Origin of the sequence: Actinocrispum sp. NPDC049592 (assembly GCF_040675465.1) — a bacterium.
In the GTDB taxonomy this organism is placed as follows: Bacteria; Actinomycetota; Actinomycetes; order Mycobacteriales; family Pseudonocardiaceae; genus Kibdelosporangium.
Genome location: NZ_JBFAPA010000022.1, coordinates 109,460 through 134,502 on the forward strand (window position 1 = coordinate 109,460; position 25,043 = coordinate 134,502).

General features: G+C 67.4%; 20 protein-coding genes. 13 read left to right on the forward strand and 7 right to left on the reverse strand.

The window, feature by feature from the left end; all coding sequences use genetic code 11:
• Positions 1-16: 16 nt before the first annotated feature.
• Both AB0J95_RS42060 and AB0J95_RS42065 read right to left on the reverse strand, forming a co-directional pair.
• Positions 17-1,918 carry an SDR family oxidoreductase gene (locus tag AB0J95_RS42060; protein WP_364770907.1) on the reverse strand — a complete coding sequence of 634 codons (1,902 nt, stop codon included), beginning with the start codon at positions 1,916-1,918 and terminating at the stop codon, positions 17-19.
• A gap of 48 nt (positions 1,919-1,966) precedes the next feature.
• A complete protein-coding gene (locus AB0J95_RS42065; protein ID WP_364770909.1) occupies positions 1,967-2,170 on the reverse strand; it encodes a hypothetical protein in 204 nt (67 codons plus the stop codon).
• A gap of 378 nt (positions 2,171-2,548) precedes the next feature.
• Here AB0J95_RS42065 and AB0J95_RS42070 point away from each other — a divergent pair, with 378 nt between their 5' ends.
• Both AB0J95_RS42070 and AB0J95_RS42075 read left to right on the forward strand, forming a co-directional pair.
• On the forward strand, positions 2,549-3,247 hold the full coding sequence (locus tag AB0J95_RS42070) for a GPP34 family phosphoprotein (RefSeq protein WP_364770911.1): 699 nt from the start codon (positions 2,549-2,551) through the stop codon (positions 3,245-3,247).
• Between the two features lie 62 nt (positions 3,248-3,309).
• Positions 3,310-5,514 (forward strand): amino acid permease, encoded by a 2,205-nt coding sequence (locus AB0J95_RS42075; RefSeq protein WP_364770912.1) that lies wholly within the window; start codon positions 3,310-3,312, stop codon positions 5,512-5,514.
• 61 nt (positions 5,515-5,575) lie between these two features.
• On the opposite strand, the gene AB0J95_RS42080 is transcribed toward AB0J95_RS42075, so the two are convergent.
• Complete coding sequence (locus AB0J95_RS42080) at positions 5,576-6,268, reverse strand: glycoside hydrolase family 75 protein (protein ID WP_364770913.1); 693 nt, start codon at positions 6,266-6,268, stop codon at positions 5,576-5,578.
• A gap of 265 nt (positions 6,269-6,533) precedes the next feature.
• Here AB0J95_RS42080 and AB0J95_RS42085 point away from each other — a divergent pair, with 265 nt between their 5' ends.
• A complete protein-coding gene (locus AB0J95_RS42085; RefSeq protein ID WP_364770914.1) occupies positions 6,534-7,148 on the forward strand; it encodes a LysE family transporter in 615 nt (204 codons plus the stop codon).
• Here the strand turns inward: AB0J95_RS42085 and AB0J95_RS42090 are convergent.
• Positions 7,029-8,294 carry a multidrug effflux MFS transporter gene (locus AB0J95_RS42090; RefSeq protein ID WP_364770916.1) on the reverse strand — a complete coding sequence of 422 codons (1,266 nt, stop codon included), beginning with the start codon at positions 8,292-8,294 and terminating at the stop codon, positions 7,029-7,031. The genes AB0J95_RS42085 and AB0J95_RS42090 overlap by 120 nt on opposite strands.
• On the reverse strand, positions 8,291-8,785 hold the full coding sequence (locus tag AB0J95_RS42095; protein WP_364770918.1) for a MarR family transcriptional regulator: 495 nt from the start codon (positions 8,783-8,785) through the stop codon (positions 8,291-8,293). Before AB0J95_RS42095 ends, AB0J95_RS42090 begins: the two co-directional genes overlap by 4 nt.
• An 89-nt stretch (positions 8,786-8,874) precedes the next feature.
• Here AB0J95_RS42095 and AB0J95_RS42100 point away from each other — a divergent pair, with 89 nt between their 5' ends.
• The 7 genes from AB0J95_RS42100 to AB0J95_RS42130 all read left to right on the forward strand — a co-directional run bounded on the left by AB0J95_RS42100 (position 8,875) and on the right by AB0J95_RS42130 (position 16,819).
• Positions 8,875-9,513: an NAD(P)H-dependent oxidoreductase gene (locus AB0J95_RS42100; protein WP_364770920.1), complete on the forward strand. Its 639-nt coding sequence runs from the start codon at positions 8,875-8,877 to the stop codon at positions 9,511-9,513.
• A 123-nt stretch (positions 9,514-9,636) separates the two neighbouring features.
• Positions 9,637-10,650 carry a tetratricopeptide repeat protein gene (locus AB0J95_RS42105; protein WP_364770922.1) on the forward strand — a complete coding sequence of 338 codons (1,014 nt, stop codon included), beginning with the start codon at positions 9,637-9,639 and terminating at the stop codon, positions 10,648-10,650.
• Positions 10,651-10,708: 58 nt separating this feature from the next.
• The gene (locus AB0J95_RS42110) at positions 10,709-11,866 is read left to right on the forward strand and encodes a lactate 2-monooxygenase (protein ID WP_364770924.1); all 1,158 of its coding nucleotides are present in this window, start codon (positions 10,709-10,711) and stop codon (positions 11,864-11,866) included.
• Positions 11,867-12,214: 348 nt separating this feature from the next.
• Positions 12,215-12,574, forward strand: coding sequence for a hypothetical protein (locus AB0J95_RS42115; protein WP_364770926.1), 360 nt, complete (start codon positions 12,215-12,217; stop codon positions 12,572-12,574).
• Between the two features lie 51 nt (positions 12,575-12,625).
• Positions 12,626-14,374, forward strand: coding sequence for a LamG-like jellyroll fold domain-containing protein (locus AB0J95_RS42120; RefSeq protein WP_364770928.1), 1,749 nt, complete (start codon positions 12,626-12,628; stop codon positions 14,372-14,374).
• A gap of 98 nt (positions 14,375-14,472) precedes the next feature.
• Positions 14,473-14,667, forward strand: coding sequence for a hypothetical protein (locus AB0J95_RS42125; RefSeq protein ID WP_364770930.1), 195 nt, complete (start codon positions 14,473-14,475; stop codon positions 14,665-14,667).
• Positions 14,668-14,758: 91 nt separating this feature from the next.
• Positions 14,759-16,819: a discoidin domain-containing protein gene (locus AB0J95_RS42130; RefSeq protein WP_364770932.1), complete on the forward strand. Its 2,061-nt coding sequence runs from the start codon at positions 14,759-14,761 to the stop codon at positions 16,817-16,819.
• A gap of 52 nt (positions 16,820-16,871) precedes the next feature.
• On the opposite strand, the gene AB0J95_RS42135 is transcribed toward AB0J95_RS42130, so the two are convergent.
• Together AB0J95_RS42135 and AB0J95_RS42140 are read right to left on the reverse strand one after the other, a co-directional pair.
• The gene (locus AB0J95_RS42135) at positions 16,872-18,038 is read right to left on the reverse strand and encodes a glycoside hydrolase family 88 protein (RefSeq protein WP_364770934.1); all 1,167 of its coding nucleotides are present in this window, start codon (positions 18,036-18,038) and stop codon (positions 16,872-16,874) included.
• 32 nt (positions 18,039-18,070) lie between these two features.
• A complete protein-coding gene (locus tag AB0J95_RS42140; protein ID WP_364770936.1) occupies positions 18,071-19,450 on the reverse strand; it encodes a glycoside hydrolase family 28 protein in 1,380 nt (459 codons plus the stop codon).
• 341 nt (positions 19,451-19,791) lie between these two features.
• Between AB0J95_RS42140 and AB0J95_RS42145 the strand changes: the two genes are divergently transcribed.
• From AB0J95_RS42145 to AB0J95_RS42155, 3 genes are all read left to right on the forward strand, one after another.
• Positions 19,792-21,918: a discoidin domain-containing protein gene (locus AB0J95_RS42145; RefSeq protein ID WP_364771119.1), complete on the forward strand. Its 2,127-nt coding sequence runs from the start codon at positions 19,792-19,794 to the stop codon at positions 21,916-21,918.
• 218 nt (positions 21,919-22,136) lie between these two features.
• Positions 22,137-22,322 carry a hypothetical protein gene (locus tag AB0J95_RS42150; protein WP_364770937.1) on the forward strand — a complete coding sequence of 62 codons (186 nt, stop codon included), beginning with the start codon at positions 22,137-22,139 and terminating at the stop codon, positions 22,320-22,322.
• Positions 22,323-22,599: 277 nt separating this feature from the next.
• A complete protein-coding gene (locus AB0J95_RS42155) occupies positions 22,600-25,017 on the forward strand; it encodes a CHAT domain-containing protein (RefSeq protein WP_364771121.1) in 2,418 nt (805 codons plus the stop codon).
• Positions 25,018-25,043: the final 26 nt, after the last annotated feature.

A 25,043-nucleotide genomic window follows, 5' to 3' on the forward strand; every position in this document is an offset into this window, starting at 1 on the left:
GGGGTGGATGGGTGGGTCAGAGTTTGCGCCAGAGGGTTCGGGTGAGGGTGGCGGCGAGGGTTGCCAGTGGGGTTTGGGGTTTGGTGGGGGCTTCGGGGGCGGTTTCGGCCATCAGTTTGTAGGCGAGGTTGGCGGTTCGGCGGGATGTCCGGGGTGCGAGGATGCGGGCGAGTTCCATTGCCGTGCCTTCCGGGCGGTTGGCGACTTCGGGGCGTTCGACCAGTGCCCGCACGACCATGCCGGCGGCGCGGGCAGGGGACATGGCGGGGATGCCCGTGTAGTCAACGGACTCGATCATGGGTGTACGCACCAAAGGCATTCGCACCGAGGTGAACGTGATGCCGTCGCCCAATAACTCCCGGCCGGCGACCCGGCCGAACTCCTCCAAAGCCGCCTTGGACGCCAAGTAGGCCGAGAACCGGGGTGTGTCGCTCTGCAACCCCATGGTGGTGACGTTCACGACGTGCCCGAACCGTCGCGCGCGCATCTGGGGCAGCAGACCGAGGGTCAGGCGGAGCGGCGCGAAGTAGTTCAACGCCATGGTCCGCTCGTAGTCGTGCATCCGGTCGACCGCCAGGTACACCGACCGCCGGATCGACCGCCCGGCGTTGTTGACGAGCATGTCGACGGTCCCGGCCTCCTTCACCAACCGCTCGACCGCCGCGGAATCGGTGAGGTCACAGGGAAACACCGAAGCCGACCCGCCGAACGCCATGATCTCCGAGCGCAGCGCGGAGAGCTCGGCCTCACGACGGGCGACCAGGAGAACCTGAGCACCTCGCCGGGCCACGGCCAAAGCGGTCTCCCGGCCGATGCCCGAGGACGCGCCGGTGATCAGGATCCGCCTGCCCGCCAACGGATCCGCGCGATCCACGCGCCGCCGCACCCGGTACGGGTCCAGGTGGTCCGACCAGTATCGCAGCAACCGGGGCGCGTAAGCGGCCAGCGGCGGAACGGTGATCCCGCTGCCGGCCAAGGCTTCCTGTGTCCGCGAGGAGGAGAACGTGCACCCCAGGCTGAGATGCGGCACGACCTCTGGCGCGATCCCGGTCTCTCGCAGCACCGCGTCCCACACCTCGCCCCGCGGCAGGGACAACCCCGTAACGAACGGAACCCGAGGACTGGCAACGATCTTGGGCGCTCCGGCCGGTCCGGCGAAGGCGTTGTACACAGAGGTCAAAGTCTGGTTGCGCGGCGCCGCGAGGTGGAAGGTCCGCTGGGGAGTGTCCAAGTGCATCAGGTGGCACAACGCGTCCACGACGTAGTCGACCGGGACGATGTTGGTCGACCCCAAGGCGGGCACGACCAGCGGCAGGCGGGCGGGCAAGCGGGACAACCGGGTGATGAACGGCAGGAAGTAGTAGGGCCCGTCGATCTTGTCCATCTCGCCGGTGCGCGAGTCGCCGACCACCGCGGAGGGGCGATACACCCGCCACGGCACGGCATCCTGCGAACGCACGAGCTTCTCGGCGGCGAACTTCGTTGCGTGGTAAGGCGATGGCAGGCCCTGACCGAGGTCGAAGTCGTCCTCGGTGAACGGCCCGCGGTGGTCCCCGGCGACGGCGACCGACGACACGTGGTGCAGCCAGCGCGCACCAACAGACGCTGCGAACGCGACAACCCCGGCTGTCCCAGTGACATTCGCCGCCTCGTGCGCGGCGGCCGAGGCGGTGAAGTCGTACACGGCCCCTGCGTGCACGACATGGTCGACAGTGCCGGAGAAGGAGGAAATGCCCAGACCCGGCTGGGTCAGGTCGCCCAGCACGGGCACCACGCGGGCGTCCCACTGCTGCGCGGCGAACCTGTCGGGCGACCGGACAAGTGCGTGGACCGCGTCGCAGGAAGGCCGCTCGAGCAGCCGTGAGATCAGCCGACGGCCGAGAAAACCGGTCGCCCCGGTGACGAAATAGCTGGTCATCCGCACCTCCTCGGTACGGACGCCACCTTACCTACTGGTGAGTAGGAATCAAGGCTCCTGAATCACCGACGCGTCCACGACGGCGTCACGCAGGGCCGCACGCAGCCTGCCGACGTCCAACGGGGACAGCACGGCGGTCTCGCCGGGCGGAGATACCAATACGACGCGCCCACCACTCACGAACACCGTCAGGTCCCGTCGTCTGCCTGCGATGTCGCGGCAGCTGACGGACCATTCCTTGCGGGCGTTCACCTCTGTCCAACCTCCCCGGTCATCTGGCCAACGGTTGCCATCGCCGCGAGTGAGACGCGTGCCTGTCGACGCCGTGACGCGTCCGCGAAGGTATTTCGCACTTAACCCGTTCCGTCCAGAAGTCGATCTTGAACTGGATGAGCTTACCCGTCGAATCGCCCGCTCAGGGGACACGTTTTGATATACCGCCCATTGTGGACTGGACCGAACGGGTGATGGCCGACCAACGATCGTGTGAGCCGCGGATCGCCGGTGGCATTCTGTTCCGGTGTTCGCCCCTCCCAGGCTGACGGAGCCAACAGTTGACGCCGCAACTATCGCATATCCGTCGATCCGGGTGAGAGCGTCCGGACCGCCGGTCCGGCGGGCGCCGGGTCGGTGACCGGCCGGGCGCCGGGCCCGCCCGCGCACCTGCGGCTCGCCGACGAGTTCTTCCTGGTCGCCCACAACCATGACGCGGACGCGATCGTGCCGCGCCTGCACGGGACCGGGATCGACCTCGGGCTGGCCGGGGCGTTGCTGGCCGAGCTGGTGCTCGACCGCAGGCTGCAGGTCACCGAAGGCCTGCTCGTCGTGCTTGATCCCACGCCCACCACGGATCCGCTCGCAGCCAGCCTGCTGCGCGACATCGTGACCGAACCACCGCACAGCATCAGAATATGGCTGGACTACGTCTCCCAGGACGCCCGTGACAAAGTCGGTAGCCGGCTGCACGTCGCCGGCCACCTCGCCCAGGTGCGCACCAGGAAGTGGTGGGGCGGGCCCGCGGTGCGGTACCGCGCGGTCAACGCCGAGATGGCTTTGGTTCCGGAAGTCCGCCTGCACGACCTGCTGGCCCGGCCGCACGCGCTGGGGATCGACCGGATCAGCCAGGAGCACAAGCTGATGCAGGACGCCACCCTGGCGGCCCTGGCGCATGCGACGGGCCTGCTCAGCGCTTTGTTGTGGTTTCACGGCCCGCACCGCGCACGGTCCCAAGTGGACGAACTGCGCCGTGCGCTGCCCGCTCAACTGCTCGACCTGGCCAACCAGACCGAGGCCGCGGTGGGGGATGCCGTGCTCGGTCGCCGTCGCTGAACCCGCTTACCCGTCCCAGCAGAGAAAACGCCGCCCTACGCCTTTACGAAGGAGCGTCAGCGTTGTCCGACAACACGTCAGGCCTGCGCACCAGGCCGATGCACGCGGCTGGGGGACCGAGCCGCGTCTCCAGGGCACTGGCCCGCAACCGGCTCGGGGTCTCCTCGGTCGTCTTCTTCATCGTCTCCGCCGCCGCGCCGCTGACCGTCATCGGCAGCGGTGCGGTGCTCGCGTTCGCCACCACCAAGACCATCGGGATCCCGGTGGCCTACGCGGCGATCGCCGTGGTGCTCGGCCTGTTCTCGGTCGGGTACGTCGCGATGTCCAGGCATATCACCAATGCCGGCGCCTTCTACACCTACGTCGCCCAAGGGCTCGGGCGGGTCGCGGGGGTCGGTGCGTCCTTCGTGGCCCTGGTGGCCTACAACGGCATGCAGGTCGGCCTGTACGGCGGCTTCGGCGGGATCCTGGCCATGCACCTCAACGCCTGGTTCGGCTGGAGCGTCGACTGGTGGGTGCTCGCGCTGGGCGCCTGGCTGGTCATCGCGGTGCTCGGGGTGCTGCGGATCGACTTCAACAGCAAGGTCCTCGCCGTGCTGCTGACCGCGGAATGCCTGGTGATGCTGGTGTTCGACGCGGTCGAGCTGACCCACCCGGCGGGTGGCCTGGTGAGTTTCACCGCGCTCGACCCGTCGAACCTCGTCGCCACCGGAGCAGGCGCGTTGCTGGTCACGGCGGTGACCGGGTTCGTCGGGTTCGAGGGCGGCGCGGTGTACGCCGAGGAGACCCGCGATCCCAAGCGCACTGTGGCCCGGGCGACCTACATCGCGGTCGCGTTCGTCGGGATCCTGTACGCGTTGTCCTCGTGGGCGTTGACCGTCTTCACCGGCCCGGACCAGATCGTGGGCGCGGCGACCACCCAGAGCACCGACCTGATCTTCACCATCAACGCGGGCTTTCTCGGCGCCTGGATCGTCGACACCGGCCGGATTCTGATCGTCACGAGTCTGTTCGCCGCGCTGGTGAGCTTCCACAACACCGTCGCGCGGTACTTCTTCGCGCTCGGCCGGGAACGCGTCCTGCCCGGTGGGCTTGGTTCGACCAATCGCCGCACCGGCTCACCGCAGGCCGGATCGCTGACGCAGAGTGCGATCGCGTTGGCGGTCATCGTGCTGTTCGTGGTGTACAAGCTGGATCCGTTGAAGGACTTGATGTTCATCGTCACCACGTATGGCGGGCTGGGCGTGCTGATCCTGATGGCGATCACGTCGGTCTCGGTGATCGGGTACTTCCTGCGCCGCCCGGCCCCGGACGAGAACGCCTGGCGCCGGGTGGTCTCCCCGGCGATCGCCGCCGTGCTGCTGCTTGTCGTGCTGTACCTGACATTGGCGAAGTACTCGACCCTGCTGGACCTGCCGTCCGGGCATCCCGCGGTCTGGATCCTGCCTGCCTCGTTCGGGGTCGCCGGGCTGGCCGGGATCCTCTGGGGCGCGCACCTCAGGCACCACCGGCCGGAGATCTACGCGTCGATCGGCCTGGGCGCCAACAGTGTCATCGGCCGCGCGTCCCGGGAACCGTTGGCCATCACCGCCGGGCCCGCACCCGCGGACCGGTTGCCCGCGTTCACCGGAAGTCCCGGCTTCGCGGACGACGAGGGGCATGAGGTGTTCCTGGCCGGCCGCGACCACCCAGTCGACCCGATCGGCACGGTGCTCAGCGAGGCGTTCCTGACCGGGGACATCGCCGACTGGCTCGTGCCGGATCCGGACGACCGGCGGCGGATCTACCAGCAGTACTGGCGGATGGCCGCCGAGCAGGCTTTGTCCGGCGCGGGCGAGGTCTTTGTCAGCGGGGACACTTCGGGCGTAGCGGTCTGGTACGCGGCGGCGGCCGGGCCACCACGGGCCGAGCCGCCGGACTTCACCCGGCGGCTGCACGCGATCTGCGGCCCTTACACAGAGCGGTTCCTGGCTCTGCACGCGGCCATGGACGCGGCGCATCCCGTGCGGCCACACCACTATCTGGCGTTCGTCGCGGTGACACCCGAGCAGCAGGGGCGGGGGATCGGCACCGCGCTGATCCGGCATCGGTTGCAGGAGCTGGAGAACATGGCCATGCCGGTCTACCTGGAGGCGACCAACCGGCGCAACCTGGCGCTGTACGTGCACCTGGGCTTCCAGCCGATGGGCACGCCGATCACGTTGCCCGACGACGGTCCCAGGCTGTATCCCATGTGGCGGCCCGCGTCCATCCATAGAGGACTGTGATGACCATGGCGGTGGCGGCTGGAATCACAGGTTTCCCAGACGCCACCGCCGTGGTTTCACACTAGTTGTTGTTCACGAAGGCGGTGGCCTTCGCCGACCCGACGGAGGTGGCCGCCGAGTTGCTCTCGATCGGCGACACCGTCGAGTTCTTGAAGCAGATGTAGGTCACGCCGCTGTCCACACCACCGTTGGACGGGTCCGGGTTGATGCCCAGGTCCTTGGCGGTGGCGTAGGACGCCTCGCCGATGATCTGGGTCGGCCCGGTGTCCCCGATGACCGCGTACAGCACTTTGTTGTTGTAGATGACGGCACACGATCCGGCGCCCTTGAGGCCGGAGGATGTGTACTTCCAGATGCTGCTGGTGCTCGGCACCACGATGTAGTGGGTGACGTCCGCGGTCAACGGCTTGCCGTTGGACGCGTGGAACGCGGTGTCGGGCTGGAAGCAGCAGTCGGTGTTCTCGTTGCAGCGCGAGGTCCGGACACCGTCACAGTCGATGTCCATGTCGGCCTTCCAGAACACCGCGCCGTTCGCGTCGCACACGGCGACGGTCTTGCCGGTCTCCTCGTCGGTCCGGTACTTGCCGTTCGAGATCTGCTTGCAGGAGGTGGTTTTGGCGAGTAGTTGGCTCGCGGTCGGCCCAGCCTGGATGGTGACCGCAGGGGCAGGCTGGGGGCTTGCGCTCGCGACGGCGGACGGGACCAGGGTCCCGGCCGCCAGCAGGGTCGCCGCGAGGAGCAGAAGCTTCCGCATCGCGTCTCCTTTTATTAGGAAACTTTCCAGACGAACGTGGCGGCGGACCCCTACTATGTCGCTCGCCGGTAGCCAACTCAAGACCGTGACCGAATTTTCTGTGATTGTCGGGTTACTGTCCGTGGATGTGAACTAAACCGGTTGACGGCCCCGCTTACTCTCGGGACATGACCGAGACCTTGCTGAGCAGAACGCATCCCGCCACGGTGGCTGGGGCGCGGCGACAGCAGGCCGCTGTCATCGGAAGGACCTACCTCCCGCAGTCATGAGCGCGGCGCTGGTCGCGGGACTGCTCGCCGGCTACGGCGTGGCGATCCCGGTAGGTGCCATTGGTGCTCTGCTCGTCGGCCTCACCGCCCGTACCTCGTTCCGGACCGGAGCCGCCGCTGCTCTGGGCGTCGCAACGGCCGATGGGCTGTATGCGTTCGCCGCGGTCCTGGGCGGGGCCGCGCTGGCGCGGCTGATCGAGCCGGTCGCGACCCCGATGCGCTGGGCCGCGGCGGTGGTGCTCGTCGCGATCGCGGTCCGCACGGCGGTGTCCGCGTTGCGGCGCAACGGTTCTCCGGTGGACGACCGGGGACTGACCTCGCCCGGCCGGGCTTACCTGGGCCTGCTCGGGCTGACCGTCCTCAACCCGGCCACGATTGTCTACTTCGGAGCGCTCGTGGTCGGTCGCCAGGCCGACGCGGCGCCGGATCTGCTGAGTGGCATCGTGTTCGTGCTCGCCGCGTTCATCGCGTCGGCGAGCTGGCAACTGCTGCTAGCCGGCGGCGGCAGCCTGGTCGGGCGTGTCCTGAGCGGACCGCGCGGCCGGCTCGTCACCGCGCTCGTGTCCAGTGTGGTCATCGTCGTGCTGGCGATCGGCCTGCTGCCGGGTTAGCACCGCGAAGGTGAGGAACGACAACGCGGCGGCGGACGTCATGACCACCGCCATGGGCACCGCGCTGCTGCCACCGGACCCGGCCAGCGGCGCGGTCAGCCCGCCGATCAGGAACTGTGTCACGCCGATCAGCGCGGATGCCGCACCCGCGTGCTCCGCCTGGTCGGCGAGGGCCAGCGCGGTCGTGTTCGGCATGACGATCCCGATACTGGCCACGACCAGGAACAACGGCGGCAGGATCCACGCCAGTCCGAGCCCGAGGGCGGCGGCCACGGTCAGGCCCGTCGCGCCGCTGAGGGCAATCGTCAGGCCGGCGACGGTCAGGGCACGCGGCGCGAACCGCCCCAGCAGCAACGTGTTGATCTGCCCGAACAGCATGATCCCGAACGCGTTGAGCCCGAACACGATGCTGAACCCCTGCGGCGACAGGCCGAAGATGTCCTGCAGCACGAACGGCGACCCGGAGATGTACACGAACATCGAGGCGAACAACAGCGCGGAAGTCAGCGCGTAGCCGAGGAACACCCGGTTGGCGAACAGCGATCCGTACGACCGGAGCACTCCGCCGATGTGTGCGGGCCGGCGGCGTTCCCGCGGCAGCGTCTCGGGCAGGCCGAGCAATGTGGACAGCAGCAGAACCGTCCCGAACACGGCCAGCACCGCGAACACCCCGCGCCACGAGGTGACCTGGAGGATCTGTCCACCCAGGACCGGCGCGAGGATCGGCGCCAGCCCGGCGATCAGCATCAGCGTGGAGAAGAACCGGGCCATCGCGATCCCGGAGTACAGGTCGCGGACCTGCGCCCGGGAGATCACGATCCCGGTTGCCGCCCCGAGCCCCTGCAGGAACCGGAACACCACGAGCGCCACCGCCGACGGTGCGAACGCGCAGGCCACCGACGCGGCCGCGTAGAGAACGAGCCCGGCGACGAGTGGCTTGCGGCGGCCGAACGAGTCGGACAGCGGCCCGGAGATGGCCTGCCCGATGGCCAGGCTGATCACGAACGCGGTCAGGGTGAGCTGGATCTCCGACTCGGACGCGCCGAGCTGGTCGGTCATCGCCGGAAAAGCCGGCAGATACATGTCAACGGACAACGGGGCAAAAGCGGACAAAGCGCTCAGAATGAGCGCGATTCGGACCCTCACACGCACGATCCGTCGACGTGGTCGCCGGCCGCGACCAGCTTGCGGAGCAGTTCCTTGAGCTTGTCCACCTCGCCGCGGTCGAGGTGCGCGACCATCGCGTGCTCGACCTGCATGAGCTTGTCGAACACCTTCGCCTGCTGTTCGCGGCCGGCCTCGGTGAGCACCGGGATGCGGGCGCGGCGGTCGTTCGGGTCCGGCGTCCGCTGGATCAGGCCCTGCGACTCCAGCCGGTCCAGAACCGCGGTCATCGTGGTCTTGTCCAGGCCCAACGCGGTGCTCAGCGCGAGCTGGGTGACCGGTTTGACGGCGGTCGGCTGCTGGGCGAGCGCGGTCAGCACGATCTGGCCGCGAATGGACAGGCCGTGCGCGGAGGCCTCGGCGTCCATCGCCTCCCTGATCTGGTGCGCGGCCCGGTTGATCAGCCAGTTCAGGTCGTCGTGCTGCAGGTAGCCCGCCGCTCGCACGCACATGTCCTCAACCGATTCCGCCATGCCCCGATTTTACGGGACCAGTTGGGCTGTGGATCGTCTCACGTGAGATGTTCTTGACTCAGAACATCTCATCTCTTACCTTCTTGGTTATGACGAACTTGCTGCACATCGACGCGAGCATCCGGGGCGGGCAGTCGGTCTCCCGGGAGATGAGCGCCGCCTTCGCCGACGCGTGGAAGGCGGCCCACCCCGAGGGCACGTACACCTACCGGGACCTGCACGAGACGCCGCCGCCGTACCTCAACGGCGACTACCTGGCCGCGATGTACGTGCCGGAGGAGCAGCGGACGCCCGAGCAGCAGGCGGCCTGGGAGCAGACCCAGTGGATCCGTGACGACGTGCGGTCGGCGGACGTCATCCTGCTGGGCGTGCCGATGTACAACTACTCGGTGCCCGCCTCGGTGAAGTCGTGGCTCGACCACGTCTCGCCGCCGGAGTTCCTCGTCGACGCCGACACCGGCGAGGGTGTCCTGGTGGGCAAGAAGGTCGTCGTGGTGACCGCGCGCGGCGGCTCATACGCGCCCGGCACGCCGAAGGAGGACTGGGACCACCAGGAGCCGCTCATCCGGGCGATCCTCAGCGGCGTCGGCCTGGACAACGACCTGACGTTCATCCACACCGAGATGGTCCTTTCGTACACCGTGGAGAAGCTGGCGCAGTTCCGCCACATCCACGACGCGTCCCGGGAGAACGCGATGAAAGCCGTGGCCGAGCTGGCCGCGGCCTAGTTCGCGTATCCCCCTGGAGGGTGAAAAGGACGCTCCGAACTCGACCGACCGGGTACACGGAAATCGGTCGCGGACAGGCAGTGCGACACTGAGCCATCCGAAACCCCGATCCAGGGAGTCAGGATGGGCGAGCCGGTTGCTGTCGCGTTACGACGCGCTGCCAACCTGACCGCGGCGGGGAACTCCGACGCGGCGATCAGTCTGCTGCGCGGGGTGCTGGACGAGCACCCCGCGCATTCCGAGGCGTGGTGCCAGCTTTCGGCGGCGTACCTGGACGCGGGGGACATGGAGACCTCGCTCGACGCGGCCAAGGAGGCCATCCGGCTCGGCGAGCGGTCGTGGGGCCACCGGGTGGCCAGCCTGGCGTTGCTGGAGATGGGCCGCCGGCAGGAGGCGGTCGTGTCCGCGCGCGAGGCGGTCCGGCGCGACCCGTCCGACTGGCGCTGCCACGTCGCGCTGTCCGAGGCGCTGGGCGCCGACCACCCGCAGGAGGCGTTCGCCGCGGCCTGCCGCGCGATCCAGTTCGCCCGCAACGAGGCGAGACCCTATGAGGTCCTGGGCGACGCGGCGATCAGGGTGCACGACAAGGACACGGCCCGCCGCGCCTACCTCGAGGCCCTCAAGATCGACCCGGCCAACCAGCACGCCCGCACCAACCTCGTCCGCCTCGGCCGCCCCCAGCTCGACACCACGACGACCCCCACGGTTCCCGAACCGCCCGCGCCGTCCCGGCTCGGCCGGATCGAGGAGCTCGGCGTCTGGCTCGCGCTGCGCCGCGCCTCGATCGCCCTGGTCATCGGCAGCCTCGTGCTGATCATCGCCGGCATGCCCACCCCCTCGGGCGTGCTGGGCTGGTTCGGCCTCGTCGTCGTGTTGTTCACCGCCTACACGGTCGTCGCCGCCTGGTTCCAGTACGCGCGCGGTGTGCCTCTGCGCGACACCCTGCGCTCTCACCAGATGCTCGCCATCGCCGCCGGGATCACCGGGCTCTCGCTGGTGTTGTTACTGGCCTGGACGCTGATCATCGCTCTGGGCGGGCGCACCGGCAGTCCGTTGGAACTCGTGCTGGTCAGCGGCGTGGCCGCGGTCGGCATCAACGTCTTCGCACTCTGGCGCCGCAACCACGCCCGCCGATAGCCGACCCTGGGCGGATGGCACACCGCGGAACCACGGCCCGCGGCGTTAAATAGGCCGCATGAATCTTGGCGCGTACCAGAACGAGATCTACCTGCAGGGACTGGCCGACAACCTGCCTGCCTTCACGACCGACGCGACCCGGCTCGCCGAGCTGGCGCGGGAGGTCCTGGCCCCGGGGCCGTTCTGGTACGTGGAGGGCGGCGCCGGGTCGGGCGCCACGGTCCGGGCCAACCGCTCGGCGTTCGACACCTGGCGGATCGTGCCGCGCATGCTCCGCGACGCCACCAACCGCACGACCGCCACGACCGTCCTCGGCACGCCGATGCCCGCGCCGCTCCTGCTCGCGCCCGTCGGTGTCCAGTCGATCGTGCACCCGGACGGCGAGCTGGCCACGGCGCGCGCGGCGGCCTCGTTGAACGTGCCGATGATCCTTTCGACCGCGTCCTCCAACACCATCGAGGATGTCGCCGAGGCCAACGGGAGCGGCCCGCGCTGGTTCCAGCTGTACTGGCCGAACGACCCGGACCTCTGCATCAGCATCCTCAACCGCGCGGCCAAGGCGGGCTTCACCGCGTTGGTGGTCACTTTGGACACCTGGACGCTCGCCTGGCGCCCCCGCGACCTCGACCAGTCGTACCTGCCGTTCATCCGCGGGACCGGTACGGCGATCCCGTTCTCCGACCCGGTGTTCCGGGGTGGGTTGGAGCGGTCGCCCGAGGAGGACATTCCGTCGGCGGTGCTGAAGTGGATCCCGTTGTTCACTGGTACGGACCGTGGGTGGTCGGCTTTGCCGTTCCTGCGCGAGCACTGGGACGGGCCGATCGTGCTGAAGGGCATCCAGCACGTTGACGATGCTCGGCGGGCGGCGGACGCGGGGATGGACGCGATCGTGGTGTCGAACCACGGTGGGCGTCAGGTGGATGGAGCCGTGGCGTCGCTGGATGTGTTGCCGGGTATCGCTAACGCTGTGGGGGACCGGTTGGAGGTCCTGTTCGATTCGGGGGTTCGGTCTGGGGCGGATATGTTGAAGGCTTTGGCTTTGGGGGCTCGGGCTGTGTTGCTGGGGCGGCCTTATGTGTGGGGGTTGGGCTTGGGTGGACAGGATGGGGTTCGGCATGTGGTCCGGAGTCTGCTTGCGGACTTTGATTTGACGCTGGCTTTGTCTGGGCATCGGTCGCTTGCTGATCTCAGTCCGGATTCGCTGGTGCGGATCTAGCTCGTGGGGCCGATTGCGTGGGAACGGGGTGGGTGAGAAGAAGCGCTCGCCGCGCGGCAGTGCCACCCAGAGGGGGGAGGGCACGAAGATCACGTGTGCGCTGGCGCGCGGTGCGTGGGATGGCTTGGTGGAGTACGGAATCGTGACTTTTTGTTTGCAGGGGCCATGATTCCTGAGGAATGACCCTAAAGGCTCTTTCTCGGCAACGGGTGCATCGGTGCGGTATGTGCGTTTTCGCAGGTCCGCAGGCGTGTCGCGGTATTCTCGGCGGAAACGGGGACGAGACGGAATGGCCGGGGAGAGGTAGTCTTCCGGCGAGGTTGATCACTCTCGTTCGCAGGGAGCGCCGTGGAAGTCAGTGCCGAGCAGTTGCGCAGCTGGGTCGAATCCTGGTCGTGGCGCATTCCGCGCGGTCCCCAGCACGGCGGGATGTCCGGCGATGTGCGGGAGTGGTGGAGCCTGACCATCTGGCGCCGCAACGATCACGCGGAGCTGCAGCTGGATGTGAACCGGCTGCGGCCCACCCGGGGGTCGGAGGTCCAGACCTTCACCCGGCAGGTGCGGCACGAGGACCTGCGGCCGGTGCCGGACTACCGGATGCTGGTCAACCGGCTGAACCTGGAGCTGGGCGAGGTGTTCATCCAGGCAGGCATCAAACCGCCGCGGCTGCCGGACGGCTCGCTGTCCGGCGACATCTACGAACTCTAGGGTTCAATCGCCGTTCGGCCGGTGTTCGCTGACGGACACTATGGTCCGGCCGTGTCATCTACCAGGCGTTTCTTTCTCGCATCGGCCGGCGCGCTCGGCGCGGGCGCGGCGATCGGCAGTGTCTCCCCGGCGTCCGCCGAGACCGGATCCTGGTGTCCCGACCAGGAAAGCCCCCGGTTCACCGTCGCGGTCATCCCGGACACGCAGTACCTGTACGACCGCGACCGTGGTGACTCAGCGCCACTCGAGGCCTCGCTGCGTTACATTGTGGACACTGCGGCCGAGCACAACACGGTGTTCGTGGCGCACCTCGGCGACCTGACCGAGAACGGCCAGCCGGGCGAGTTCGACCAGATCGGCCGGACGTTCCGGTACTTCGACACCCGCCGGGTCGCCTACAGCGTGCTGGCCGGCAACCACGACATCGACTCGTCCAAGGACGACCAGCGCGGGCCGAGCGCGTACCTGAACGCCTTTGGGCCGCAGCGGTTCCGTACCAGCCCGTCGTTGCGTGGTGCCACCAAGGACGGCTACAACACGTACCACACCTTCCGGGCCGCGGGCCGGGAATGGCTGGTGCTGGCGCTGGACTGGCGCCCGTCCGCCGGGACGATCGAGTGGGCCCGTGGGGTGTTGCGGAAATACCCGAAGAGCCCGGTCATACTCACGACACACGAGTTCGTGCATGCGGATTCCGGAGACGGCAAGGCGCAGTTGTCCGATTTCGGACAACGACTCTGGGATCAGCTGGTCAAGGGCAGCGATCAGATCTTCCTGACTCTCAACGGCCATTTCTGGCCGCCGGGCCGGACCGTCCTGCGCAACGACGCCGGACACGACGTGCATGCGCACATCACCAACTACCAGGACCGGTACTACGGGGGCAGCGCGATGATCCGGCTGTACCGGTTCGACCTGGAGCGCAACACCATCGACGTGGAGACCCTCTCACCGTGGCTGCTGCGCCAGTCCGCCGAGCGGCTGAACCTGTTGAGCCGCCAGGAGATCGAACGCACCGGGCCGGACGACTCCTTCTCCGTGCCGATCGGCTTCACCGCCCGGTTCTCCGGGTTCGACCCACGGCCCGAGCCCGCCGCCCGCCCGGTCCGGGACCTGCTCATCCCCGGCACGCAGGCGTACTGGCGGTTCGACGCGCGCAACGGCCGTGACCTTTCCGGCAACGGCAACGACCTTGTGGTAACCGGTAATCCACAGTGGACGCCTGACCATCATCGGGAGCAGCCCGCGCACGGCAGTGTGTTCCTGAAGGGCGAGTACTTCAGGACGGTCTCCGGTGCCCCGCTCAACATGGCCAGGTTCGAGCGTGGCTACACCATCGAGGCGTTCTTCAAGATCCCCAGGGACTTCAGCGGCGCCAACGCGTGGGGCGGCCTGCTGTCCCGGATCGGCACCGGCGCGGACGCGGGCAAGACCGGCGACGACCCCAAGGAACCGGTGGCCACGCTGAGCATCTCGGACGGCCACGGTGTGCAGTGGGCGGTGTTCCCGTTGAACCAGAACGGGATCTCCACCAACTGGGGCCACGAGCTGCCGCTGGACAAGTGGTGGCACGTCGCCGTGGTCAACGACGGCCGCACGACCACCGTCTACATCGAAGGTTCCAGGCTCCTGCGCAACCCATCCACGCCGGCTGTGGGCATTTGCACCGCCAACGACAGCTGGCTCGTCGGCGCGTACACCTACGACCGCAAGATCGACCGCACCTTCTACGGCTGGGTCGGCGACATCCGCGTGGTCAACCGCGCCCTGCCAGTGTCACAGTTCATGCTCTACCGCTGATCCGCACGAGGAGAAGGTCGGCGACGGGGTGCCCTACACGCACAGGTTCGACGTCACGCGCTCTCGTTCTCGTGTCGGCCTTCTGAGACCATGGGGGTATGCGCAAATGGCTGCCCATCGTGATCGGGATCCTGTTGGTCCTGGTCGGCGGGGTGTGGACGTTCCAGGGGCTCGGGTACATCACCGGCAGCTTCATGACCGGTGAACGGCTGTGGACCAGCATCGGCCTGCTCTGCGTGGTGGCCGGGATCGGGCTGGTCATCTTCGGTCTGCGCCGCCCCAAGGCGCCCTGAGGTCTGTTAGATTCGGCCGTACCGGCAGAGGTCCGACCTTTGCTCCGTCGCCCGCAACGACAGGCTATTCCGGCATGTCCAAGGAGCGACAGTGTTCAGACGTTTGGCCCTGGCCGCGTTACTGGTGTTATCCCTGACGACAGTTGTGGCGCCGCAGGCTGGTGCGGAGCTGACCAGCCCGCGCCAGCAGTGGCTGCGCGAGTCGGCGAACGGGCTGTTCCTGCACTGGGGTGAGCGCACCGCCCCGGCGCACACCGACTGTGCCGCATGGGAGAAGGACGTCACCGACGGCGGCTGGACCGCACAGTACTGGATCGACGAGGCGCTCAAGCTGCACGCGCAGTACGTTGTGCTGGCGTCGTTCCACAGCCGCCTCGGCTACGCGCGGGCGTGGCCGTCGCAGATCCCCGGCAGCTGCTCGACCAAGCGCGACTTCCTCGGCGAGCTGATCAGGGCCGGGGACGCCCGGGGCGTCAAGGTCATCCTCTACATGACCGACGACCCACAGTGGTACTGGGAAGGGCTGCCGGCGGGCAGCAGCTGGTTCGACTCGGCGGCCTACTCGGCGTACAAGGGCAAATCGGTCGACCTGAGCACCCGCCCGGGTTTCGGCGAGTTCAGCTACGACAACTTCGTCGAGGTCATGCACAACTACCCGGGCCTGGCCGGGTTCTGGATCGACAACGACAACGCCTACTGGGAGCAGAACGGCCTCTACGAACGGATCCGCCAGGAGCGTCCGTCGTGGACACTCAGCAACAACAACGAGGACACCCCGATCATGGACATGGTCAGCCATGAGCAGAAGGTCGGGATGACCCCCGCGTACGACTACCCGCAGGCCGTGCTGACCCCGCAGCCGCGGATGACCGAGGGCGAGTGGAAGCTGCCGACCAAGGGCGCCTGGTGGTTCGACGGCAGCGACTCCGATGTGGACTATCCGGTGACGATGGGCCGGATGATCGCCAACGCGGGCTCCTCGGTCCGCTCCCTGATGGCCGAGACCGCGATGGTGAACGGGAGGTTCCCGGCGAAACAGGAGGCGTTCAACAACTTCGCGGCCTCCTACCTGCCACAGATCTGGGACACCATCCACGGCGTCGAAGGCGGCGGATACCTCTACGGCGGCCTCACACCTGGCTTCTGGAACGACGGCGCCCATGGCGTGATCACGATGAAGACTCCCGACCTGCAGTACGTGCACGTGCTGACCAAACCGGCCACAGCCTCGCAGATCGTCCTGCGAGACAACGGCTACCGCGTCCGAGCCGTGCACGACTACCGGACCGGCGAGAGCAAACCGTTCAGCCAGGCCAACGGCTACCTGACGATCAACGGCATCACCCAGTGGGACACCTACGACACGGTGTTCCAGGTCGACACCGAAGGTCAGGTCCCGGCCTACCAGGCCACTGCCACGGCCACCGCGTCCGCGAACGGTCACGCGGCCGACGGGCTGTCCGATCAGGACTATCTGACCTACTGGGACAGCAACAAGACCCTGCCCGTGTCCGTGACGCTCGACCTGGGCGCCGCCAAGAACGTCAAGTACCTGGCGGCCAACCAACGGGAATGGTCCCCGACCTACAACCGCAACAGCTTCGGCCGCCCCGAGGACTCCGCGCGGATCAAGGACTACAGCGTGGAAGTCAGCACGGACGGGACGACCTGGACCACCGCCAAGACCGGCGTCATGCCCAGCGCACGGGCGGTTCAGTACGTTGACCTGCCAGCCGACACCATGGCCCGCTATGTCCGGCTCAACGTGGCGACCACCTGGGCCGCGGCCAACGCGCCGAACTACTACCAGCGCCTGCGGATCGACGAACTCTGGACCGGCGGCGAGTACGCGACCCCAGCCACCTCAACGGGAATCACCGTCGACCGAGCCATCCCCGTCGGCGATCTCAAGCTGCTGCCGGTGTTCTCGCGAACCAGCGGTGATCACGTGCTTTCCGTGATCGGTGCGGCCGATGGCACGAAGTCCTTCAGCGTCAGCGTGAACGGCGAGGCACCGCGCACGGTCAAGATGACCGGCTGGAGTTCCTCAGCGCCGCGGATCGCCCGCTCGATCCCGGCCCACCTGCACGCCGGCCTGAACATCGTTACCGTGCAGGCAACCGGCACCCTCGACGAGATCGTGGTGCGTTAACGCCCAAAGGCGGTGTGCGCCGCCGCGCACACCGCCTTTCGGGGGCGCAGGTTCAGCCGCCGGTACGGGCCAGTTGCTCGTTCATGATCAGGAACGCGCCGAGGCCGTGGAAGTCGTTGGTCTTGCGGGCTCGCTTCAGGTAGTAGCTCTGGTCACCGACGTTCGTGCCCTCGCAGATGTCGGTCACGTTCGTGCGGCCGTCGGACCCCAGCGAGATCTTCGCCAGCACGCCCTGGTAGCCCTTGCTGGCAACGGCTTTGTAGCTCGGGTCGAGGTAGCCGCGTTCCACGCCGCGGGACAGCATGAACGTGTACATCGCCGAACACGAGGTCTCCAGCCAGTTCCCGGAGGTCGTGCCCTTGTCCACCAGCTGCCACCAGCGGCCGGTCGCCGGGTCCTGGAACCGCTGGTAGCCGGTGGCCAGGTGCTTGACGATGTCGATCAGGTTCTGCCGGCGCGGGTGGTCCGCGGGCAGCACCTCGAGCACGTCGATGGTGGCCATGCCGAACCAGCCGATCGCGCGGCCCCAGTGGAACTTCGAGTGGTGCCCGGTGCCGGACGCCCAGGACTCCGACCCGTCGGCGTCGTAGGCATGCCAGATCAGGCCGTCGTCCGACTTGAGGTGGCTGAAGTAGGTGACCAGGTTCTTGGTGGCCTCGTCGAACCCGTAGGGATCGTTGTAGGCCTTGGCGTAGTCGGCGATGAACGGCTGTGCCATGTAGACACCGTCGCCCCAGAGCTGGCCGACTTTGCTGGTGGCGTGGTACATCCCGCCGTCGGAGGTGCGCGGGTAGGACGGGAACCGCTTGCGCAGCTTGTCCGCGGCCTTCTTGTACCGGTCCTGGCCGGTCTCCCGGTGCAGGATCGGCATCAGCTGCATCGACCGCATCGAGTCGAGGTTGTTGAAGCTGTTGCTGATGTTGCCGCTGGAGTCGACGAACCGGTCCGCCCATGACTTGATGTAGTCGAAGTAGGACTTCGTCCCGGTCCGTTTGTACACAAGGTACTGTCCATAGAGGTACAGTCCGATCGTGTAGCCCCAACCGCCTATACTCGACGGTGAAGACCGGGCCATTGTGGACTTGACCACCTCGAGCGACCAGTCCGTGGCCGCGGCCTGGGGAACCGGCGCGGCCTGGGCGGTGCTGGACAGCAGGGGAATCGAGGCCATCGCGCCGGCACTGCCGAGCAGCATGGACCTACGGGAGAGACGGGACATACTTCGGCCCCTTCGGGGAAAAATGAGCAGGGTCAACTGATGCGCACGTTGCGGAGCTCGACACCGTCGGCGTTGACGACCGTGTTCGGCTCCGCGATCCCGGTGAAGTCCCCGTTGGACACGGTCACGTTCCGGATGTGGCTCTGTGGCAGGCCTTCCACGTGCACCGCTTTACGGCCGCCGGCGATGGTGATGCCGTCGACCGTCAGGTCGTGGACGTCCGGGTAGTACGAACCGGTCCCGCCGCCGTTGTAGTACAGGCTCAAGAACAGGATCTCGCGTTCCACGTTGCGCCCACGGATGTTGCGCAGGTGGACATCGCGGACGAAGCCGCCGCGGTCGGAGTTCGTCTTGAGGTACAAGGCGTGCTTGATGGGATAGCGCCCCGGGAAGTCGGGCGAGTTGATCTCGCAGTCCCGGGTGAACACGGTGTGCACACCCCCGGACATCTCGGAGCCGATGGTGATCCCGCCCCACCGGCCCGAGAACTTGCAGCGTTCGACCACCACGTAGGAGGTCGGGATGCCGATCCGCCGCCCGTCGGCATCCCGACCAGATTTGAGGACGACACAGTCGTCATTGGTGTTGAACCGGCAGTTGATGACGTGCGCGTAGGTGGTCGAGTCCAGATCCACGCCATCGCCCTGCGAGTTCGTGCTGTAGACGGTGATGTCGCGGACGGTGACATTGGTGCAGAACACCGGGTGCAACGTCCACATCGCCGGATTCTTCAGGAAAACGCCCTCGAACAACAGGTTCTGGCAGTCCACGAACTGGATCATGTTGGGGCGCATGCGTTTGCCCTCGCCCATGATCCGCTGTTGCACGGGAACGTTGTCCTCGCCCATCTTGCGCAACTCCGGCGTCGACCCGGCGCCCCAGCCCGGCCATGGACCGTTCGGCGCGTCGCCGTCGATGGTCCCGGTACCGGTGATCGCCATGTCGTGCTGTTGGTACGCGTAGATGAAGGCCTGATAGTTGTAGCAGAGAGTGCCTTCCCAGCGCACTAGTACGAGGGGAAGAAAATCCTTGGGATCGTTCGAGAACCGGATCGTGGCGCCCTCGGCCACGTGAAGCTCCACACCGGACAGCATGCGGATGCCGCCGGTGAGGTAGGTGCCCGCGGGCACGTTCACGCGTCCGCCACCCGCCCGGTTGCACGCTTCGATCGCGTCCCGGAAAGCGTTGGTGTTCTTGGTGTGCCCGTCCCCGACGGCTCCGTACGCGGTGATGTCGAAGACACGCGGCGGGAACGCCGGGGGCACGATCCTGGCCAGGATCTGAGGTACCCGTCTCCACTGGTCTGGCGGCCCTGCATCGGCCGCCGCCGGAGTGAAGCCCCCCGTGAGCAGCCCGCCGGCGACGAGAGCGGCGCCTCGCAAGGCGTCTCGTCGCGTGTGCGTCCTGGTCACGGCTGTTTCCCTCCGAACGGCGCTGGCGAAGGTCGGTTAACCCTGCTGCAATGTAACCCAGCGAAAACGATTACATACATAGGGTCTACTCCATCCGGCAGGCCCTCGTCAAGAATTGCTCCGACCTTTTGTGCGATCTGAACCCATAAAGCGGTCAATGTTCCTACCAGCGGGAACAGACCTCCGAGGTCGAGTCTTGACGCGGCTGACCGGGACGGGTAGACCCTTGCCCGGGATGCCGCCGCGCCCAGGCCCCATGAAAACCCCTGCTATGGGAGGCCCGAGTGTCGCGCAGAGGGATCGTAGGCCTCTTGGCCGCTTTGGTGACGGTGGCCGGCCTGATGGCCGTGCCGACCGCGTCCGCCGAACTGCAGAACCCGCGCCAGGACTGGTTGCGGGCCTCGCAGGCCGGCTTGTTCCTGCATTGGGGCATGCGCTCGTCGCCCAGTCACACCAGTTGTTCCGCGTGGGAGAACGACGTGACCAACGGTGGCTGGACCCCGCAGTACTGGGTCACCGAGGCCAAGAAGCTGCACGCCCAGTACCTCGTCTTCGCCTCGTTCCACAGCCGTCTCGGCTACGCGAGGGCTTATCCGTCCAAAATCCCGGGAAGTTGCGCCACGAAACGGGACTTCCTCGGCGAGACAATCAAGGCCGCCGGCGCCGCCGGCCTGCACGTGCTGGTGTACATGACCGACGATCCCCAGTGGCACGACGAGGGCGGCCACGAGTGGCTCGACTCGTCGGCGTACTCGAGCTACAAGGGGCACAGCGTCAACCTGACCACAAGGGACGGTTTCGGCGAGTTCAGCTACGACAACTTCGTCGAGGTCATGCAGCGCTACCCGAAGTCGGACTACCCCGCGCTGTCCGGGTTCTGGATCGACAACGACAACGCCTACTGGGAGTCGCACAACCTCTACCAGCGAGTCCAGCAGGACCGCCCGGAGTTCCTGCTGAGCAACAACAACGAAGACACGCCGATCATGGACACCATCTCCAACGAGCAGAAGACCGGCATGTCGCCCAGTTACGACTACCCGCAAGCGGTCTACACGGCCGCGCCGCGGCTGATCGAGGCCTGCTACAAGCTGCCCAGCTCGGGCGCGTGGTGGTACGACGGCTCGAACTCCTCGGTGGACTACAAGCTCAACATCGGCCGGTACATCTCGAACTCCGGCTCCTCGGTGAAGTCCAACATGGCCGAGACCGCGATGGTGAACGGGAAGTTTCCGTCCAACCAGGAGGCGTACAACAACTTCCTGAACGGCTACCTCAACCAGATCTGGGAGTCCCTGGACGGCACCGAGGGCGGCGGGTACATGTACGGCGGCATGCAGCCGGGGTTCTGGAACGACGGCGCGCACGGCATGATCACCGTCAAGAAGAACAACCCGAACCTGCAGTACATCCACGTCCTGACCAAGCCTTCGGGCAGCACGCTGAAGATCAGGGACAACGGGTACAAGATCACGAAGGTGACCAACCTCCGGACCGGCGCTTCGATCGCGTTCTCCCAGGGCGGCGGTTCGCTGACGATGACCGGTCTGTCCACTTGGGACCAGTACGACACCGTGTTCAAGGTCGAGGCCAGTGGCCGGGAAGGCATCTACACCTCCGGCGTGACCATGAGCGCGAGCGCCTCGGCGTCCGGACACGCCGCTGCTGCGGCGAATGACAACGACTACCTGACCTACTGGGACTCCAACAAGACCACGCCGGTGTCGCTGCGCTGGGATCTCGGTTCGGCCAAACGGATCCAGTACCTCGGCATCAACCAGCGTGAGGACTCGGTGTCCTACGCACGGTCCTCCACCGAGCAGTCGGCGAGGATCAAGGAATACCGGGTCTACGTCAGCAACGACGGCACGAACTGGGGTTCGCCGATCAAGTCAGGAACCCTGCCGAGCCATCGAGGCGTCCAGTTCATCGACCTGCCCGTGACGACTGCCCGGCATGTCCGCCTCGAGGTCGTGAACACCTATGCGGCGTCGAGCGACAGCACGCGCTACAAGCGTTTGCGGATCGACGAGGCGTGGGTTGGTTCTGACTACGCGTCTTCCGGTGGCGGTGGCGATCCCGACCCGGAGCCCAACCGCTACGAGGCCGAGAACGCGGTGATCTCCAACGGGGTCGTCGAGTCCAACCACGCCGGCTTCAGCGGAACCGGCTTCGTCAACTACACCAACGCGGTCGGCGGCTACGTCGAGTGGACGGTCAATGTGGACACTGCCGGCCCGCACACCCTGAAGTTCGGCTACGCCAACGGAACGGCGGACAACCGTCCGGTGAGTCTGTCCGTCAACGGAACCGCGGCGGGCAACGTCGATTTCCCAGGCACCGGAGCATGGACGACGTATACGAGTGTTTCGGCGTCCGCAACACTGAATGCCGGTTCTAACACTGTAAGAGCGACCGCGACGACGGCCAACGGCGGCCCCAACGCGGACTATCTCGACGTGAGCTGACATCTCCACGCGAAAGGGCGGCCTGAGGGCCGCCCTTTTCGTATTTTCCCGCCCTGACCTGGGTGGTCGAAGAGATGCGACTACCTGGGGTGAGAATTTCCTCCCGATCATTCGACCGATGTGACAGTATTAGGCCGTTCGCGGTGTGAGGGACCGACGAACGACGACTCAGCGCAACTTTCGAGTCGATGACTGATCATCAGGGGAGGAAGATCACTATGTCGACGACTGCCGAAACCCAGCCTGCCAACGAAGATCCGAACACGGGTGCCCAGAACACCACCGAGCAGGACCCGGGCACCCCCACCCAGCAGGCCGAAAGCCTCCTGCTGGAGGTCGAGCACTCGCATGACCACGACAAATGCCCGCCCGGCAGCTGTGTGGACCTGCACGAGAGCGCCTGACCGCTGATCATTCCCGCCGACCGGTCCAACCGGTCGGCGGGCGAAATAAAGTCACGGACTGTGTTGTCATAATGAAGTGTCCGTGACTGCCGCCTCTGCCGACGCGGATGTCGTTCGCCAAGCGCGCGAACTTCACCGCCGTGGCGTCGATGCCTCTTGCTTCGGACGGCACAACGAGGCAATCACCCTGTTACAGCGCGGACTGGACATCGCGAACTCGATCGATCCGGCCGGGCCCGAGGTGCGCAGCGACTGGCTGGTCGCGCGGATCAGGCTGATGGCGACCTTGGCCGCGTTGACCGCCGATGCCGATGGCCCGGCCTCGGGCATGGCCGGCCTCACCGCGGTGCACCGGCTGATCGAGCAGATTCCCGACGCGCGGCTGCGTGCCGAGCTGAGCGGCGGAGTCGACCACAACCGCGGCATCCTGCTGATGAGCGCCGGCCGGACTGAGGACGCCACCACGCTCCTCGATGCGGCACTCGACGCCAAGCAGCATGTCATCGCGGCCGTTGCCGACCCTGAGCCCGCGTTGATCGAGACGATGGTGAAGACCCTGCGCGCGCGGGGGACCGCGTACACCCGGCTGGGCATGGTCGGCCGCGCCAGGGACGATCTGACGCGGGCACTGGACCTGGCGACCGAGCACCGGTTGCTCGCACACGCCGCGGGCGCCAGCCACAGCTTGGGCGACCTGGAGTTGCGGACCGGCGACGTGCCGGCGGCGTTGCGCCGCAACCAGACCAGCTACCGGGCGCTGCGGGAGGAGGGGCTGGATCCGCCCGGAGATCTTGAGCTGAGCCAGGCGATGGCCCTGCTCGCAGCCGGATTGGCCGATGAGGCCGGCACACATCTGGACAACGTGCTGCCCGCGATGCGTGCCGCCAGCTCGGCGAGCGAGCTGACCTGGGCCGAGGAGTACCGGGCCGCGGCCGCGTTGCTGACCGGGAACTACGACCTGGCGCGGACCATGGCCGCCGCGTCCCGCAAACGGATCCAGCGCTGGGGTTGTCCGACCTGCCTCGCCAACGCGACGCTCACCGGCCTGCGGGCCGACACCGCGCTCGCCTTGCGGGACCACGACATTCCGCGTTCTCTGCCGTCCCGCGCCTTGAGGTTCGCGGAATCCTTGCCTGTGCCGAGGCTGGCCGAGCAGGCGGCGATCGCGCGGATGCTGGCGGCGCGGTTGCGGGTGCGGCAAGGGAAACTTGTGGCAGCTCAGGAGATTCTGGCGAAGGTACCGCGGCCGGGGCGGCTGACGCCGATCGACTACCGGATGTTGCGGCGGCTGTGCCGGGCGGAGCTGGCGGTGGCTGAGGGGGACGCCGGGCGGGCGTTGCGGGAGATCCGCGGTGGCCTCAGCGAACTGGACCAGGTTCGCGACCGGATGGGTGGGCTGGAGTTGTTGTCCGGGACCGCGTTGCATGGGCGGGAGCTGGCCGACCTGGCGGTACGGACCGTGCTGGGCAGCGCGAACCCGCGGCGGTTGTTCGAGTGGCTCGAACGCACGCGGGCGCAGACCTACCGGTACCAACCGCTTGCGGGGGTGGACAACCCGGAGCTGGCCGAGCGGATCGCCGAGGTGCGCAGCCTGACCGAGTCGATCCACCAGGCCCGGCACGATGGCCACCCCACGGCGGCGTTGCGCAGCCGCCGGGCGGATCGGTTGCGTGAGGCGAACCGGCTGGGCTGGTACTCCGGCGGCTGGGGCAAACCCCGGCCCGTTGTGGGCCTTGGCGAGGTGGGGGAGCAGCTCGGGGACCGGGCGTTGGTGAGTTTCGCGTCCTCTGAGGACTCGTTGGTCGCCGTCGTTGTGGTGGACGGCAACGTGCGGATGGTCGAGCTGGGATCGGCGGCGGAGGCGGCCGAACGGGCCCGGATGCTCAACGTGGACCTGAACGCGCTCGCCCCGGACCACCTGCCCAGCGGGCTGGTCGAGGTAATCTCGGCGTCCGCCCGGAAACAAGCGGATCTCGTTGACACACAACTGGTCCAGCCGCTCCAAGCGCTGATCGGCGACCGGGACCTGGTGATCGTGCCCACCGGCGGCCTCTACGCGGTCCCGTGGGGTGTGCTGCCGAGTTTGCAGGCGCGGCCAACGGTTGTGGCGCCGTCGGCGACCGCATGGTTTGCCGCGGAACGAACCCCGAACCGCCGAGGCCGGACCGTGCTCGTGCGCGGACCGGGCCTGCCCGCGGCCGTGGGCGAGATCGACAAACTGGCCATGCACCACAGCACCGCGACCTTGTTGGACGGCAGGCGAGCCACCGTCGCCGCCACCCTGAAAGCCCTCGATGGCGCCAAACTCGCGCACATCGCCGCGCACGGCGCCCACGAACCGGAGAACGCCTTGTTCTCCACCTTGGAACTCGCCGATGGCGCCTTGTACGCGCACGAGCTGGCCCGCCTCGACCGGCCGCCACAACACGTGGTGCTGGCCGCGTGCGAGTTGGCGCTCAACCGGATCCGGCCCGGCGACGAGGCCCTCGGGTTCGCAAGTGCCTTGCTGGCCAGCGGTTCGCGGACCGTCATCGCGCCCTTGAGCCGCGTCGGCGACCAGGCCTCAGCCGCCGCGATGGACGACTATCACCGAAGCCTGGCCGCCGGAGCGAAACCCGCCGTCGCCCTGGCCGACGCGATCGCCATCGACCCGCTGCGCCGCCCGTTCGTCTGCCTGGGCAGCGGCCATTCCTGACTCACCCGGCGATCCGCCGCCGGACG